This window comes from Synergistes jonesii, assembly GCF_000712295.1.
Taxonomy (GTDB): Bacteria; Synergistota; Synergistia; order Synergistales; family Synergistaceae; genus Synergistes; species Synergistes jonesii.
In genome coordinates, this window is the sequence record NZ_JMKI01000021.1 from 1 (window position 1) to 14,897 (window position 14,897).

General features: G+C 55.9%; 16 protein-coding genes. 7 read left to right on the forward strand and 9 right to left on the reverse strand.

All coding sequences use genetic code 11. The features are described from left to right. Positions 1 to 878 (forward strand): ISNCY family transposase (locus EH55_RS04640; protein ID WP_037975237.1); only part of this gene is annotated, 878 nt, incomplete at its 5' end. A 250-nt stretch (positions 879 to 1,128) separates the two neighbouring features. Here the strand turns inward: EH55_RS04640 and EH55_RS04645 are convergent. Further along, positions 1,129 to 2,304, reverse strand: a complete 1,176-nt coding sequence (locus EH55_RS04645) for a CdaR family transcriptional regulator (RefSeq protein ID WP_037975239.1) — start codon at positions 2,302 to 2,304, stop codon at positions 1,129 to 1,131. A 193-nt stretch (positions 2,305 to 2,497) separates the two neighbouring features. On the opposite strand from EH55_RS04645, the gene EH55_RS04650 reads away from it, so the two are divergent. From EH55_RS04650 to grdA, 5 genes are all read left to right on the forward strand, one after another. After that, on the forward strand, positions 2,498 to 3,787 hold the full coding sequence (locus tag EH55_RS04650; RefSeq protein ID WP_037975240.1) for a glycine/sarcosine/betaine reductase component B subunit: 1,290 nt from the start codon (positions 2,498 to 2,500) through the stop codon (positions 3,785 to 3,787). Between the two features lie 13 nt (positions 3,788 to 3,800). After that, positions 3,801 to 5,114, forward strand: coding sequence for a glycine/betaine/sarcosine/D-proline family reductase selenoprotein B (locus EH55_RS04655; RefSeq protein ID WP_081839435.1), 1,314 nt, complete (start codon positions 3,801 to 3,803; stop codon positions 5,112 to 5,114). A gap of 176 nt (positions 5,115 to 5,290) precedes the next feature. Further along, positions 5,291 to 5,689, forward strand: coding sequence for a GrdX family protein (locus EH55_RS13385; RefSeq protein WP_051682651.1), 399 nt, complete (start codon positions 5,291 to 5,293; stop codon positions 5,687 to 5,689). A gap of 68 nt (positions 5,690 to 5,757) precedes the next feature. After that, a complete protein-coding gene (locus tag EH55_RS04670) occupies positions 5,758 to 6,090 on the forward strand; it encodes a thioredoxin family protein (protein WP_037975249.1) in 333 nt (110 codons plus the stop codon). 61 nt (positions 6,091 to 6,151) lie between these two features. Continuing rightward, the gene (grdA, locus tag EH55_RS04680; RefSeq protein ID WP_081839436.1) at positions 6,152 to 6,628 is read left to right on the forward strand and encodes a glycine/sarcosine/betaine reductase complex selenoprotein A; all 477 of its coding nucleotides are present in this window, start codon (positions 6,152 to 6,154) and stop codon (positions 6,626 to 6,628) included. A gap of 76 nt (positions 6,629 to 6,704) precedes the next feature. On the opposite strand, the gene EH55_RS04685 is transcribed toward grdA, so the two are convergent. The 4 genes from EH55_RS04685 to EH55_RS04700 all read right to left on the reverse strand — a co-directional run bounded on the left by EH55_RS04685 (position 6,705) and on the right by EH55_RS04700 (position 9,244). Further along, positions 6,705 to 7,331: a hypothetical protein gene (locus EH55_RS04685; RefSeq protein ID WP_037975254.1), complete on the reverse strand. Its 627-nt coding sequence runs from the start codon at positions 7,329 to 7,331 to the stop codon at positions 6,705 to 6,707. A gap of 13 nt (positions 7,332 to 7,344) precedes the next feature. Then, complete coding sequence (locus EH55_RS04690; RefSeq protein WP_037975256.1) at positions 7,345 to 7,818, reverse strand: type II secretion system protein; 474 nt, start codon at positions 7,816 to 7,818, stop codon at positions 7,345 to 7,347. Further along, positions 7,796 to 8,233 carry an acyl-CoA thioesterase gene (locus tag EH55_RS04695; RefSeq protein WP_037975258.1) on the reverse strand — a complete coding sequence of 146 codons (438 nt, stop codon included), beginning with the start codon at positions 8,231 to 8,233 and terminating at the stop codon, positions 7,796 to 7,798. The genes EH55_RS04690 and EH55_RS04695 overlap by 23 nt, the downstream gene beginning before the upstream one ends. Positions 8,234 to 8,389: 156 nt before the next feature. Beyond that, entirely contained in the window at positions 8,390 to 9,244 is an 855-nt protein-coding gene (locus tag EH55_RS04700; protein WP_081839437.1) for a nitroreductase family protein, read from the reverse strand. A 120-nt stretch (positions 9,245 to 9,364) separates the two neighbouring features. On the opposite strand from EH55_RS04700, the gene EH55_RS04705 reads away from it, so the two are divergent. Further along, positions 9,365 to 10,900 carry a serpin family protein gene (locus EH55_RS04705; RefSeq protein WP_051682652.1) on the forward strand — a complete coding sequence of 512 codons (1,536 nt, stop codon included), beginning with the start codon at positions 9,365 to 9,367 and terminating at the stop codon, positions 10,898 to 10,900. A gap of 81 nt (positions 10,901 to 10,981) precedes the next feature. Here the strand turns inward: EH55_RS04705 and EH55_RS04710 are convergent, their stop codons facing one another. The 4 genes from EH55_RS04710 to EH55_RS04725 form a co-directional block, all read right to left on the reverse strand. Next, a complete protein-coding gene (locus tag EH55_RS04710; protein ID WP_037975262.1) occupies positions 10,982 to 11,458 on the reverse strand; it encodes a hypothetical protein in 477 nt (158 codons plus the stop codon). Continuing rightward, on the reverse strand, positions 11,445 to 12,692 hold the full coding sequence (locus EH55_RS04715; RefSeq protein WP_081839438.1) for an AAA family ATPase: 1,248 nt from the start codon (positions 12,690 to 12,692) through the stop codon (positions 11,445 to 11,447). Before EH55_RS04715 ends, EH55_RS04710 begins: the two co-directional genes overlap by 14 nt. Positions 12,693 to 12,777: 85 nt before the next feature. Then, on the reverse strand, positions 12,778 to 14,211 hold the full coding sequence (gene rmuC / locus EH55_RS04720) for a DNA recombination protein RmuC (RefSeq protein ID WP_037975266.1): 1,434 nt from the start codon (positions 14,209 to 14,211) through the stop codon (positions 12,778 to 12,780). Positions 14,212 to 14,249: 38 nt separating this feature from the next. Continuing rightward, complete coding sequence (locus EH55_RS04725; protein WP_037975268.1) at positions 14,250 to 14,897, reverse strand: response regulator transcription factor; 648 nt, start codon at positions 14,895 to 14,897, stop codon at positions 14,250 to 14,252.

A 14,897-nucleotide genomic window follows, 5' to 3' on the forward strand; every position in this document is an offset into this window, starting at 1 on the left:
TTATGTGGCAGACCGATGCAAGCAGACACAAGTGGTTTGGTGAAGAACACGGATATGCAACTTTGCACGCATATATAGACGATGCGACAGGGGTCGTTACAGGGGCGTTCTTTACTGAAACTGAATGTATGCGCGGCTATGCCGCGGCGCTGGAACAAGGGATGCTTGCATATGGATTGCCTCTGTCCATATACAGCGACCGCCATACTATATTCCGTTCGCCCAAGGAGTTGACCGACGATGAGATTTTGAGCGGAACGGAGCTGCCGCTGTCAAACTTTGGCAAGGCGCTGTATGAGCTTGGTATAAAGCAGATAACGGCGCACAGCCCTCAGGCCAAGGGACGTATAGAAAGGCTCTGGAATACATTTCAGGACAGGCTCATCGCCGAATTGAGGTTTTCATCCATCACAAACATCGCTGACGCTAATAAGATGATAGCGGAAGGTTTTATCAGCGACTATAACCGCAGGTTTGCAGTGCTGCCGCATGAGGACGGTAGCGCCTGCATGCCTTTTGACAGAAGCATCGATCTCGGACTTGTTTTCTCCATAAGGGACACGAGAAGGGCCGGCGGGGGGAATACCATATCATACAAAGGGGAGATATATACTCCAGAGGATGAAAAGAGCCCCGTATTTGTTCGTGGAAGAATACTGGAAGTCAGGGAAACCTTTGACGGGGCCGTTTACGTCATACAAAACGGCATGCCAGTCCTAATGAAGAAGGTGTTTAGGGCGCAAAAAGCGATCGATGTAGGCGTGAAAAAGAAAGCAGGCGCTGTGTCACCACACAAGCCTGCTTCGGACCACCCCTGGCGGGGTGGATTTAAAATCAAACCTGCTATATATAATAACACACAAACAGGGAGGGAGTGACATTTTCTCAGAACAATTAGGGTGACATTTTCTCTGGTTATTGACACCCCAAAAATTTTTGAACTTTTTGGCTGATTGCAAAACTAACTCCGACCTTTTTAGAACCCGACGCCGCCCCCAGAGCCTCAGGATTTTTGCTTTTAGATAAATTTCCCTGCTTTTGATATCCGTTTTTTTATATTCGTTATCCTATTTTGCGCCGCTTCGTCCTTAACATCGCAAACATTTCCGCCGCCGTCGCGCGCCGTCCTCAGAAGGCCTTGACTTTTGTTTTCCCTTCGCTGCTTATGTTCTTCAGCACAAAAGCGGCCCACAGTTCGAACGCGTCTTTGAAGTTCCACGGATTTTTACCGGTCAGCGCGCGTATTTTCTTTAAACGGTACTGCAGGCTGTTCCTGTGCATCGCGAGCTTCTCCGCGACTTCGCCGCTCGCGAACGGGGACTCGCACCAACCGAGGAACGTGTCGCGCATCTCCTCGTAGTCGTTGCGCGCGGTAAGCGCAGCTAGAGTCCTCTCCGCAAACTCTTCGCGCTTGCCTACCGGCAGGAGGTCGAGCAGCGCTTCACCGGTAAGGTTCCTCGCCGAAAACACTCCGCTGAGGCCGAGCTGTCCGGCGAGGCGCATCGCGTCTCTTGCGGAGCGCAGCGACATCGCAAGGCTGTTGAGGTCGCTTGCCGGAAATCCGACGGCTATGTCGGCGGTTATCCCTTTGTTTTTCAGCACTTCGATGAACTTTTTCGCGGTCTCCTCCACGTTCTGAGTTATTTCTTCGTTCGAGCCCTGCCTGTTCGGCGTGACGAAGACCGTCACGCGCCTGTTGCGCTGCGGGCATATCACATTGCGCGGATGGGAGAACGCCGAGCGCAGTTCCCGCACCATTATCTGGTAGGCGTTCTCGCTTGATTCGTCTTTCCAGCCTTTCATCTCAAGCACGACGGCCATGCGGCAGCGCGAAAGGGTCACGCCGAGTTCGCGCGCCTGCAGATTTATCAGGTCCCCCATCCCCTGCGAGCCGTCGTAGGAGGCGATGTTTTCGAAAAGGTCGCGCAGCGCGCGTTCGCGTACGAGGTTCGACTCAAGGAAGGCCTGTTCGCGCAGCATTATCTCCGCCTGTTTCTGCACGAGCAGGCCGTAGCGCTCTACCTCCTCCGGGCTGCCCGTTATCGAGACGGAGCCTATGACCTTGTCGAAAAAGTGTATGGGAAGGGTCACGCCGGGATAGACGCCGACTTTTTTAGCCTCGTCGCTTTGAGTGATGAAGGTCTTGTTCTCTCTCATGACCTTAAGCGAGGGCTCGTGAAACGTACCTATCCTTTTCTTTACGCTGCAGCCGATTATGACGGCGTTTTCATCGGTGACCAGCACGTTGTGTCCTATTACCTCGCAGGTGCTTTCCGCTATGTTCTGCGCCATTTTCTTGAACATTCGAATCACCTCAGTTTTTATTCACAAGCATAGTTTAGCGCATATAATATATCATAATTATGTTCTTTTGGATAATGTTTTTTCAAAGTCCCCTGTTTAAAATTATGAATGAAAAGGCGATCAGATAAAAAAGTTATTCGAATGACGCTGCGTTTGTTTAAGCAAAAACAGCAATCTGAAGGAGGAATGCAAAATGCGTTTGGAGTTGCACAAGGTCCACATCAAAGGGCTGGAATTTGCGGACGAAACTCGTGTGAAAGACGGCGTGCTTTATGTGAATAAGGCCGAAGCGGAGGCTCTCATCGCAGAGGACAGGAATTTCACAAAGGTAAGCGTCGACTTTGCACGTCCGGGAGAGAAAACGCGCATTATTCCGGTAAAGGACGCGGTGGAACCGCGCGTAAAGATGGGAAAGGGGAATTATTTCCCAGGCTTCGCCGCCCCTATGGGAAAGGCCGGGGAAGGGCGGACGCTCGTCCTTGACGGCGCGGCCGTCGTCACCTGCGGTCCGATCGTCGCGTTCCAGGAGGGCTTCATCGATATGAGCGGCCCGGCCGCCCCGTACACGCCATTCTCCGCCACTTACAACATCGTGCTTTCGGTGGAACCGGTAGCCGACCTGGAGAAGCACCTTTACGAGACGTCGCTGCGCGAAGCCGGGCTGAAGCTCGCGGTGTATCTCGCGCGCTGCGCGGACGAACATGGCGCGAAGGCCGACGAGGTCGCGGTATTTGAAAAGGGAGACACGTTTGAAGAAAGCAAGAAGTATCCCGACCTCCCGAAGGTCGTTTACGTCTGCATGAACATCACGCAGGGGCTGTTGCACGACACTTATCTGTACGCGTGCGACCTGCGCCCGTCGATGCCGACTCTTATTCACCCGAACGAAGTCCTCGACGGCGCGATGGTCTCCGGCAACTGCGTCTCCGCCTGCGACAAGAACACGACTTGGCACCACTGCCATAACCCGATAGTTCAGACCCTCTACGCACACCACGGCAAGGACATCAACTTCCTCGGCGTGATTCCCACTCAAGAGAGCACCGTGCTTGCCGGAAAGATCCGCGCGTCGCAGATGAACCTCTCGATAGCGCAGCAGTTAGGCGCCGACGGCGTCATCGTATCCGAAGAAGGATACGGCAACCCCGACACCGACCTCTGCCTCAACGCGAAGAACTTCGAAAACGCCGGAATCAAGGCCGTCCTCGTCTCCGACGAATCGGCCGGTACGGACGGCGCAAGCCAGAGCCTCGCGGACGCTACGCCTGAGCTCACGGGCTTCATTTCGACAGGCAACGTCAACGAAATGATCGAAGTCCCGGCAATGGACAAGGTCATCGGATACCCGGAATCGATCGCCGTGCTCTCCGGCGGCGCGGCGGAAAGCCTGCGCCCCGACGGCTCGATGTACGTCGAACTCCAGTCCATCATAGCCTCGACTGCCGAGATAGGCTTCAACAAGCTCGGCTGCGAATGGATATAGGGAGGTAATGACAATGACGATCAAAGTTGTCCACTATATCAACCAGTTCTACGCCGGCATAGGCGGAGAAGAAAAAGCCGACCATCAGCCCGAGGCGCGCAGCGGCGCGGCAGGCCCTGGACTCGGCCTTAAAGGCGCTCTCGGAGCCGAAGCCGAAATAGTCGCCACCGTGATCTGCGGCGACGGTTTCTACGGCGAGCACACCGACGAAGCGCGTGCGGAATGCCTGGAAATGATCAAGGAGCAGAAGCCCGACCTCTTCATAGCCGGCCCGGCTTTCAACGCGGGACGCTACGGCTTCGCCTGCGGCGACATTTCGGCCGCGGTAGCCGCAGAGCTGGGGATCCCGACGGTAACGGCGATGTACCCGGAGAACCCCGGCGTCGAGCTCTATTCGAAGAAGACTTACATAGTGCCCTGCGCCGACTCCGCCCGAGGCATGGGCAAGGCGCTCCCCGTGATGGCAAAGCTCGGGCTCAAGCTCGCAAAGAAAGAAGAGATGGGGCCGGCCCGCGTCGAGGGTTATATTCCGCGCGGAATCCGTAAATCTTTCTTCCACGAGAAGAGCGGCGCCGAGCGTGCGGTCGATATGCTGCTGAAAAAGCTCCGCGGCGAAGAGTTCCAGACGGAATACGAGATGCCGACCTTCAAAAAGATTCCGCCGGCAGCGCCGGTCAAAGACCTGAAGCACGCGACGATAGCGCTCGTAACTTCGGGCGGCATCGTGCCGGAGGGCAACCCCGACAAGATACGCGTCTCGTCCGCTGAAAGCTTCGGCGAATACGACATCTCCGCGCTGACGGACCTGACTCCTGAAAATTACGAATCGATCCACGGCGGCTACGACCGTCAGTGGGCTAATCTCGACCCGGACGTAGTAGTCCCTCTCGACATCATGCGCGAATTCGAAAAAGAGGGCGTATTCGGCAAGCTGCACGACAAGTTCTACGCAACGACCGGCACAGGAACTGCAGTCGCCTTCGCGGAGAAGTTCGGTCAGGAGATCGGCAAAAAACTAAAGGAAGCAAATGTTGACGCCGTGATACTCACCTCCACCTGAGGAACTTGCACTCGGTGCGGTGCATCGATGACAAGAGAAATAGAAAACACGGCGGGCATCCCGGTAGTTCAGATAGCGACAATAGTTCCCATCATGCTCACGGTTGGAGCGAACAGAATAGTCCCCGGCATTGCGATCCCTCATCCCGTAGGAAAGCCGGAGCTGGGAGAAGAAGTCGACAAAGCCGCGCGCAGAGAGGTAGTCATGCGCGCTTTCAAGGCCATGACGACTCCGATAACCGAACAGACCATTTTCGAGAAGAATTAACGCAGTCAGCGGCGGACGGAGAGTTCCCTCCGCCGTTTTCTATTTAGCCTGCTTCTTTTTTGTAAAATATTGTCTAAAATACCTCTTTTGAGACATTTTTAGTGCTCTGCACAAATATTTGCTTTGCTTTTTGCTGTAGAATAGCATATCATACAAAAGGCGGCAGAGGTGATGATATGGAAGGAAGCAAATACCGTATTGTTACAAACAACGAATGGATAAAGGGCGACGCCTCTCTGCCGCAGGATATCGTCTTTGCCGAGGGCACGCCGATAGACGTGCTGGACAAGGCGGAAGAACTGCTCCAGCAGGGCTGGAAGTTGGTATCCGCCCCTCTGCCGCCGAACGTTCCTATAATGCGCGGCCCCTATCGCTCGCTGGTGCTGGAAAAGAACGACCGCCTGTATGACCGAGACGGGATTTTGGAGATCGAAAAGGCAAGGACGCGCTATAATTTTGAGCGGAAAGACAGAAAACCGCCTCGCCCGTCTAAGGATTTCGGCGTCATAGACAGAGAGATGCTTATTAGGACGCTGCGCGACGCAGCTCTCGTCGAAGAGGGAAAAAACATTTGACAGCATCTGCTGCTTCGCCGGCTTTGCTATACAAGTGAAAAATTATATAAATCACAGGAGGAGATATAATGATAGCGCTTACAAAAGAGAATTGCGACGCCGAAGTTCGCGAGGAAAAGAATCTGCCCGTAGTAGTCGATTTCTGGGGGCCACAGTGCGTGCCTTGCATGGGGCTTATGCCGCACTATCATGAGATGGAAAAGGAGTTCGAGGGCAAGGTTAAGTTCACCTCCGTCGACTGCTCTTCAAATAAAAGGGTCGCGATGGGCTTCCGCGTAATGGGACTGCCGACCTTCCTCTTCTGGAAGGACGGAGTAGAGGTGAAGCGCCTTTCAAAGGATGAGTGCACGGTAGAATCGATCAGAGCGGAGATAGAGAAGCTCGCTCAGGGTAAGCAATAAGCAGGGCTGCGGTCGGGGAAACCCGATTGAGCATAAATCACAATTAGGAGGTATCTTGTCCATGGGCAAATTAAATGGTAAGAAACTTCTCCTGCTTGGTGAAAGAGACGGCGTGCCGGGGCCCGCGATGGAGGCGTGCCTCAAAGATTCCGGAGCTGAGATAGTTTTCTCCGCAACGGAATGCTTTGTCTGAACAGCAGCAGGAGCAATGGACTTGCAGAATCAGCAGCGCATCAAAGACGCCGCTGAGAAGTACGGAGCCGAGAACTGCGTAGTGGTGCTTGGTTCTTCCGACGCCGAAGGCGCGGAGATCTACGCCGAAACAGTTACTAACGGCGATCCGACGTTTGCAGGTCCACTTGCAGGAGTCCCGTTGGGACTTCCCGTTTACCACGTTTTTGATGAAGCCATCCGCGAAGAGTGTGACCCAGCACAGTGGGAAGAGCAGATTTCCATGATGGAAATGGTCCTCGACCCGCCGGCGCTTGCGGCAGCCGTAAAAGGTATGCGCGACGAGTACAGCAAGTTCACACTGTAACCTTCCGGAAAGGACAGAGGATTGTGACAGAAAGAGAGCTGAGCGTCAACGGCTCTCTTTGCTGTTTTTAAAGAATCTATTTTTGGGAGGAATCTCCGGCCGCTCGGGCCAGGCTCTCCCTCTGTCCGCTCTTTTGCAGCAGAGCAAGAGCCACGCTTAAGATGTGGGCGTTGTCGGTCCAGAGGAAGGAGGCGCTTGTCAGAAGCTTTTCTTCGGCTTCGGCGGAGGTAAAGACGAGATTGCCGTTAACTATCCCCCACTTTAGATCGCTCCAGCGGTACTTCTCCTGCTCGGAGCTCTTGAAGAGCCCTCTGCGCGTGATCGTTATGCCGCCGTCGCTGACGGAAAAATCCCCGAAGCCGTAGCTCCGCCCCTTGCGCAAGCCCGCGAACATTTCCGCAAGCATCCTCTTTCCCGCCGCGGCCCAGAAGCGCTGGGTCAGGTGCTCGTAAAAATCCTTCTGCCTCGTCTTTATCACGAATTCACGAGTCTCGGTGCCGAAGGCGGCATAGTACGAATATTTCGGGAAAGGGCCGCCTCGCTTCTGATCGACCCCCCAGCGGAGGCGCGTGATCGTCTTCAGCGGGAAGAGCTCGCCGCAGTACAGAAAGCCGGCGGGCGTTATGTCGAGGCTCTTTTTGAACGGCCATACCCCGAAAGTACAGTGAAAATCTATTTCCCTCTGCCACGATTTATTTTCCATGACAAGCTGTCTCCTACGGTTTATCTTTCACGCGCGCATAACCTGCCGCGGAAACGGTAACGAAAAATCTTATATCCCTCTTCCTCTTTGATTTTACTATAAAAGTGGCGGCCGGGGTCAAAGTAAACCATCGCGACGAAAAATATAATTCCCTCGCGCCTTCGTAAGCGAGCGCCGCGTCGCTGAAGGAATAAGTTTCGTTCTTCAGCCTGCCGCCGGCGAGCCATATCGCCCTTATCGCATAGCCCTCCGCGCCGTCGGTGAGAAGAAATTTAAAATCCTCGCCCTCGCGGGCCGCCTTAGCCATCCTGTACTTTATCCACGCGCAGAAATCGCGCGCCTCGTTGCGGATCAGGCGCCGCTCGCGCGCGTCCGAATCCTGCGCCGTCAAAGCAAGCGTCGTCGCCGCGATTGCTACGATGACGAGCACGCACAGTATTTCGATGAGAGTAAAAGCTTCGCGTTTAAGTTTGCGGCTCCCTTTCATCGTCGATCACCGAGAGGAGCCATTTATAGAACGGATGTTCTACCCTGTAAAGCCTTCCTTCCGCGTCGGTGCAGCCGTGCCGCGTCCAACCCGTCGCCAGCAGCTTGCCGTCGGACTCGCGCGCGATCCTGTATTCGAACTTTATGCTGTAGACCTTCAGATCGGCGACGCGCCCCCACAGCTCGACGATGTCGTCGTAGCGCGCGGAGTTCTTGTAGCGGCAGTAAGCCTCGACGACCGGCAGCATGAGCCCTTCGGCCTCCCACTCTTTATAGTCTTTTCCCCATCCGCGGCAGAGCTCGGTGCGCGTCACCTCGAACCAGTCTAGGTAGTTCGCGTTGTAGACGATTCCCATCTTGTCGGTCTCGCTGTAGCGCACCCTTATCTTTGCCGCAAGCGCGTAATTATCTTCCATTTTTTATTTTCTCCCTACGCTCTAAGAGCCTCCGTTTATAAAGCATATATTTCGCGCGGTCGAGGGACGAAACGCCGCAGCGGAACATCCGCTCGGTAAGCGTCGTTTTGCCGGCATCGACGCGGGCAAAGACGCCTATCGTAAGCGAAAACCCCTCTAAAGCCAATTTATTTCGGCTTTCCTGCGCGCCGGATACTGTCTGACGGGGCGCAGCTGCGGAAGCCCCATCATCTGCGCGCCGCATATATATTCCTCCTCTTTTATGCCGAGGAAGTCGCGCAGCGGCGCGAAATTCCTCGCCGCCGTCGTAAAGTAGCCTCCCCAGCAGCAGCCTACTCCGAGCGCGTGAGCGGCGAGCTCGAGGTAGGTCAGCGCGATCGTTCCGTCCTCAGGCCAGCGGTGCTCCTTCGGCACGACCGCGGCTGCGACGTGCGGCGCGCCGCGCAGAAGCCCGTCCTCCCCGGACTTCGCTTTCGCGATCATCGCGGCGCCGAGAAGCGCCGCGCGTGACGTCGGATTTTTGAAAATCAGCTCTCTGAACCAGCAGAGGATCAGATTCGCCACTTCTTTAGTCTTTTCCGGCGTTTCCGTCACGATCCAGCGGACGGGCTGAAGGTTGACGGCGCTCGGGGCCTGGCTCACCGCGTCGAAAATTTTATCGAATATCCCGCGCGGCAGGGGCTCGTCTTTGAATCTCCTGACGCTGCGCCGCGTCTTTAAAAAATTCAGCGCCGCATCCGGCGACGGCGTTTCGATGTCGGCTGCGCTGACGACTTTTTCAGCGTCCATGAAGGAGAGCATATCCGCGCCGGCCGGGCAGAAGACGACGCACTGCCCGCACTCTATACAGCGCTCCCTGCGCCTCTCGGATATCTGCGGGAAGCCGAAGTCATCCGGCTCGATGGCGTCCGCAGGACACACCTTTGCGCATAATCCGCACTTCGTGCATTTACTTTCGTCGACGGAAAGCCCGCCCATGAGAATCACGCTCCGTTCGATACGTTTAAACATTTCAATTCTATCACTACGCCGCTCTTTTCAGCGCGCTTTTAAGCCGCACGTTCGCGCTCTTTTCGATTATGGTCTATAATTTAGCTTCAGGCAAATATGATTTGCTGGAGGTAATGCACGATGAAAAAATTAACCGCCCTTGCGGCTGCGCTGTTTCTTTCGATATGCGCCACCGCGTTTGCCGAGACCGCGGCGCTGATACCGCCCTTTCACTGGACCTATCACTCGCTTTCAAGCCTGCACGCTGCCGGACTGATAAACGAAGAGATCGTGCCGGGAAAGAGCGCCTTCACGCCGGAGCAGGTCTGCTCGCTCGTCGTAATGGCGCTGAAGCGCGCGGAAAACGACCCTTCGAAGCTCGGCGACGCCGAGCTCTCCGCGATGCGCCAGCTCACCAGCGCGTACCGCGATCACTTCAAGCTCGCCGGCTATCAGTACGAGGTTATACGCAACGATATCGAAATCGCCGCGCTTAACGCTGGGCTCACGGCGATGGAGACGAACGGCGCCGCGCACGAAGCGCGGACACTTTCATCGGAGGCCGCACGCTCCGTGAACAAGTTCACCTTCGGCCTCTATAGGCAGGCCGCGCTGTCGGGCGGGAATAACAGTTTCTTCATTTCGCCCTACAGCGTGTCGACGGCTCTAGCAATGACCTACGCGGGCGCGCGCGGAGCGACGGAGCGTGAAATGGAGGAGGCCCTCTTCTTCTCGCCGGAGATACATAAAAGCATGGGCGCGCTGATAAGCGAGATAAACAACGTGCCGCAGGACGTCGCTCAAGTGAGCTGCGCCAACGCGCTGTGGCCGGCGAAGAACGAAAAGATTCTACCGGATTTCGCTCATACGGTCCGCGAATATTACGGCGCGGAGCTCACACCGCTCGACTACGCCGGAGCGCCGGAGGGCTCGCGCAGGCGCGTGAACAAATGGGTCGAAAAGATGACGAAGCAGAAGATAAAAGACCTCGTCCCAGCCGGCGCGTTCACGAGGGAGACGCTGCTCACGCTGACGAACGCGGTATATTTCAAATCGTCGTGGCTTGAGGAGTTCCAGCCGGAGGACACATTGCCGCGCCCCTTCTGGCCCGACGGGGAACATTCCGTCAATGTGGTCACCATGCGCCGGCGCGGAGAGGCGCTAAACTACGCCAAGCTGCCGGAATGCGAAATCATCGAGATGCCTTACAAGGGCAGGCGCTTTTCGATGTTCGTGATCCTGCCCGACAAAAGAAACGGCTTCGACGCGGCGGAAGAGATGCTGAGCGCGGAACAGCTCACGAAATGGCGCGAAAAAATGGCGCCGCGCGCGGTAGAGATATTCATGCCGAAATTCAAGCAGGAAAGCAGCTACGAGCTCACCTCGATGCTGTCGAGGCTGGGCATATCGTCGGCATTTTCACCTTCGGCCGACTTCTCCGCCGTCACGGGGACCGGCGGCGTCCACATCGACAAGGCGCTGCACAAGACCTTCATAGACGTCGCCGAGGAGGGGACGGAGGCGGCGGCCGCGACCGCGATAATAATGAAGCGCACGTCGCTTGCAGAGCGTCCGGCGGACGTCGTGACTTTTCGCGCGGACCATCCGTTCGTCTATCTGATTACGGAAAACAACAGCGGCGCGATACTCTTTATAGGAAGGTACATGAAGCCGTAGAAAATTCCGCGGGTGCGCAGAAGGGCGGCAAGCTTTTACGCGCCCGCGCTTTTAGCGAAAATGGAGCCGCCGTCGCCGCGGTTACTTCAACGGTAAACTTTTCATGAGCCGCAGCGATGGGTGCTGGCTCAATAAGCGATATTCTCTTGATGTCTTTGGAATGTTCATTTTATCCGAAGCAAGCCAGTACAGTTTGCCGTCGGGCCCCTTCATCTCCCATAGTTCAGTCGCGCGGGACACGGCCCATTCCTTTAAGAACTTGGCCTTTGCGATAATCCTGCTTACTTCTTTGGACGTCGCCGAATGTATTTCTATAAAATAAACTTTCTCCGACGCGCCTTGTAAATGGCCTACCACATAATCCCATCTGTTGTCGTTGGGATATTTGGCTGCAAGGTCGCCGTCGATGTCAATGCTTCCGCTCACAGAGCCGTCTTCGACCGTGATCTTCGGTCGGTATTTTTTCGGCAGGGCGTCAAGCGAGTTTTTTACGTTCAAACGGTCCTGGGAAAGCGACGCGGCTTTTGCCAGCGTCAGCGGATTCTTATTTGCCGGCATTTTCCGATCTTTCCACGGCGTCCGCGACTACATCCGCCGCATGTCCGCTGAAGCCGGAGAGTCCGCCCCAACCGGATATTTTCTCGTCATCGTCGCCCGGGTCGAGAATCGATATGTCTTTCGTCTTCACGAAAGCGTTCTCAGCGTTATCATAATAAAAGTAATATGTGCTGAACGATTTTTCCAGCAGGGACACAAGCATATCATACGTTCCACCCGAAGACTGCTGCCGCAGAAAGAAAAGTTTTTGCAGCAGCGCCGTTTTCTCCGGAGTACTAAGTTTTTTCTGCGCCTTTATCGTCCTAACGGCCCAGACTATGTCGAGCACGCTCGGCGAATGGGTCGAGAGTATTACTTTATACCCCCTGGAGAGCAGGTCAGCCGTCAGCGTCATGACAGCAAAAATCGCCTTTGGGTGAAGCCCCATCTCCGGTTCTTCGATCACAACGCAGTCGAAACGCTCATCTTTTGTACTTTTTCCGCCCGGGAGCAGTTCGTAGCAGCCGAGCAAAAGCGGGAAAAATTCTCTCTGCCCGGCGGACCACGCCATATACGATATACCCGGCGAATCTTCTTCGCCACCTCTGATCCTCAAGCGCAGTTCCTTTTGTCCCGCGGCGGAAATCTGCGATACCGACGCGTCATGGAATATAGCTTCGTTCAACGCGTCTTTAACGGGCTGCTTCAGTTTGCCGGAAAGAGGAAAGAGCGTTTCTCTGTTTTTAGCGTTTTTATCGATATAAAGGCGAAGATGTTCGCTGAAATTTTTTACCGCGAACGGAGTCCCGCTGTCATAAGCCCTGAAGGGTTCCGGCCTGCCGTAAGGCATCGTCAGCGCTCTCTGGGCCGGGATATAGTACACCGATTCCGCCGCTGCTCTTTTGCCGCCGCTCTGCATACGCGCGGAAAACTTCCTGTCGGGGGGAGTTATCCGGACGTTGCTGCCGCTTCTCCACAGCTGTTTCGTGCCGCTTCCCATATATACGGAAATGAGATCGGCGTTATCATTCTGATTCCAGTCTTGCCCAAAATCAGCCATAGTATTTTTTATATATTCCTGATCTTTGCATAGCTTGAAAAGCTGCAAAAATATGCTCTTGCCGCTTCCCTGAGCGCCGACAAGCACTGTGAGGTCTCCGAATTTTACTTTGGCTTCCGCGATCTGCCCGACATTTTTCACGCTGAAAAGCATTTTCTCACCTCGTTCAGTAGCAACGGCGCCGATTTTCATCATTATAACATACGCCCGCCGACGTCATTGTCTCAGGCAAAAAATACCAGCACCGGCTGGACGATGTCCTGATATCGGAGACCGCGCGCTATTCGTAGTCCTTTGCCGCCGGTTGCGTTTCTTCCTCTTCGGCCATCTCTTCCCCGGCCGGCAGCCGCTGGACGTCCGTCAGCGCGCGTTTGATGGCTTTCGTGCGGGTCCCGGCCTTGTCGAGCTCTTTGGCCGCGTCGTCTATTTTTTTCCTCGTCTTATCCAATATGTCTCCGAATTTTTCAAACTCGCTCTTGACCTTGCCGAGAAGCTCCCAAACCTCGCTCGAACGCTTTTCTATAGCGAGCGTGCGGAAACCCATCTGCAGACTGTTCAGCAGCGCACAGACCGTCGCCGGCCCGGCGGGGACGACGCGGAAGTCGCGAGACATCTGCTCGCAGAGGCCGTCGATGCGCAGCACCTCGGCGTAAAGCCCCTCTATCGGCAGATAGAGAATGCCGAAGTCCGTCGTGTAAGGCGGCTCGATATATTTCGCGTGTATCTCCTTCGCCTCTTCGAGCACGCGCGCGCGCAGAGCCTTGCGCGCTTCGGCGACCGCCGCGGCGTCGCCCTCTTCGGAGGCCGAAACGAGGCGCCTGTAATCCTCTATCGGGAATTTCGAGTCTATCGGCAGGTAGACGCTGCCGGAGCCCTCCGAGCCGGGCAGGATTATCGCGAATTCGACCCTTTCGGAGCTTCCGGGGCGCGTCGCCACGTTCTCCGCGTACTGCTCATTCGTCAGCACCTGCGCGAGAAGCGCGTGAAGCTGCATCTCCCCCCACGTGCCGCGCACCTTGACGTTAGAGAGGACCTTTCTCAGGTCGCCTACGTCGGTGGTCAGCGCGCGCATCTCGCCGAGTCCCTTGTGCACGAGCTCGAGGCGCTCGGATACAGTAGCGAAGGCCTCTCCGAGGCGCCTTTCAAGCGTGGAATGTAGCTGTTCGTCGACGGTGGCGCGCATCTTTTCGAGCTTTTCCTCGTTGCTCTTGCTGATCTCGATCAGACGCTGCTCGACGACCGAGCGAAGCGCCTCGAGCTTTTCCTCGTTGAGCCTGCTGATGTTCGCGAGTTGCTGGGAAAATGCCGAGAGACTCTCGCTCTGGCTGTCGCCCATTTCCTTGACGCGCGCCGCCTGGGCGTCGCCGAGCCCCGTGATCTGCTGAGAGAAGGCCGTAAAGTTCTCGCGCTGCGCGTCTCCTATCTCCTTTATGCGCTTCGCCTGTGTGTCCCCAAAGCTTTCGATCGCGCGCGACTGTTCGCTGCGCGCGTCGAGCGCGGCCTCGCGCTGTTCCTTGCGCATCGACGCGAAGCCGTCGTCTATGCGCTGCTCCGCGTCGCCGAGGCGTTCCTCGGCCTTCTGAAGGCGCGAAAGCACTTCGCGCGCGGTCTGTTCCATCGCCCCGGCGCTTTCGCGGAAGCGGGAGAGGGACATTACGATATAAATTCCTGCGAGCACGGCGATAGCCGCCGCACCGATAAGTATCTGCGGCATTTAGAAACACGCTCCTCGGCAACAATTATATACTATCGCTAATCGAGCGCCAAAAATCCCTCGCGTATCGCGTATTTCGTCAGCTCGGCCGTGCTGTTGCAGCCGAGCTTGTCCATAATACGGCGGCGGTGTGTGTCCACAGTGTTTTTGCTTATGCAGAGGGTGTCCGCGATCTGCTTGCCGGTGCGTCCCTTGACGAGCAGGCGCAGCACCTCTATCTCACGTTCGGATAGGGGCGAATCGCTTTTGACGCTTTCGTTTAAAAGCAGCCGCAGGTAATCTTCGACAAGCACGTTGCAGGCCTTGGACGAAAGGTAAATGTCGCCGCGGCTCACCGTGCGCACGGCTTCAAGCATCGTCTCCGGCGAGCTCTCCTTCAAAATATAACCGCGCGCGCCGGCCTTCAGCGCCTCGGCGATGAAGCGCCTGTCGTTGTGCATAGAAAGCACGAGCACGCATATCTCAGGGTGTTCGGCGCAGATCGCGCCGGTGGCCGAAATGCCGTTCATGTTCGGCATAGTGACGTCCATAAGGACTACGTCGGGCAGTATCTTCCGCACCGCCTCGACGGCCTCCGCGCCGTCAGAGGCCGTGCCGGCTATTTCGATATCCTCTTCTCCGTTGAGTAGGCTCTTCAGCCCCTCACGGAAGAGCTCGTGGTCGTCGGCAATAAAAAGTCTTATCAT

Coding starts and splice junctions, on each gene's coding strand:
- rmuC (WP_037975266.1), bottom strand. CDS start 14,211: ATGCCGCAGATACTTATCGGTGCGGCGGCTATCGCCGTGCTCGCAGGA.
- EH55_RS04650 (WP_037975240.1), top strand. CDS start 2,498: ATGCGTTTGGAGTTGCACAAGGTCCACATCAAAGGGCTGGAATTTGCG.
- EH55_RS04685 (WP_037975254.1), bottom strand. CDS start 7,331: ATGGAAAATAAATCGTGGCAGAGGGAAATAGATTTTCACTGTACTTTC.
- EH55_RS13385 (WP_051682651.1), top strand. CDS start 5,291: ATGGAAGGAAGCAAATACCGTATTGTTACAAACAACGAATGGATAAAG.
- EH55_RS04705 (WP_051682652.1), top strand. CDS start 9,365: ATGAAAAAATTAACCGCCCTTGCGGCTGCGCTGTTTCTTTCGATATGC.
- EH55_RS04725 (WP_037975268.1), bottom strand. CDS start 14,897: ATGATAAGACTTTTTATTGCCGACGACCACGAGCTCTTCCGTGAGGGG.
- EH55_RS04690 (WP_037975256.1), bottom strand. CDS start 7,818: ATGAAAGGGAGCCGCAAACTTAAACGCGAAGCTTTTACTCTCATCGAA.
- EH55_RS04715 (WP_081839438.1), bottom strand. CDS start 12,692: ATGATGAAAATCGGCGCCGTTGCTACTGAACGAGGTGAGAAAATGCTT.
- EH55_RS04670 (WP_037975249.1), top strand. CDS start 5,758: ATGATAGCGCTTACAAAAGAGAATTGCGACGCCGAAGTTCGCGAGGAA.
- EH55_RS04710 (WP_037975262.1), bottom strand. CDS start 11,458: ATGCCGGCAAATAAGAATCCGCTGACGCTGGCAAAAGCCGCGTCGCTT.
- EH55_RS04695 (WP_037975258.1), bottom strand. CDS start 8,233: ATGGAAGATAATTACGCGCTTGCGGCAAAGATAAGGGTGCGCTACAGC.
- EH55_RS04700 (WP_081839437.1), bottom strand. CDS start 9,244: ATGTTTAAACGTATCGAACGGAGCGTGATTCTCATGGGCGGGCTTTCC.
- EH55_RS04645 (WP_037975239.1), bottom strand. CDS start 2,304: ATGTTCAAGAAAATGGCGCAGAACATAGCGGAAAGCACCTGCGAGGTA.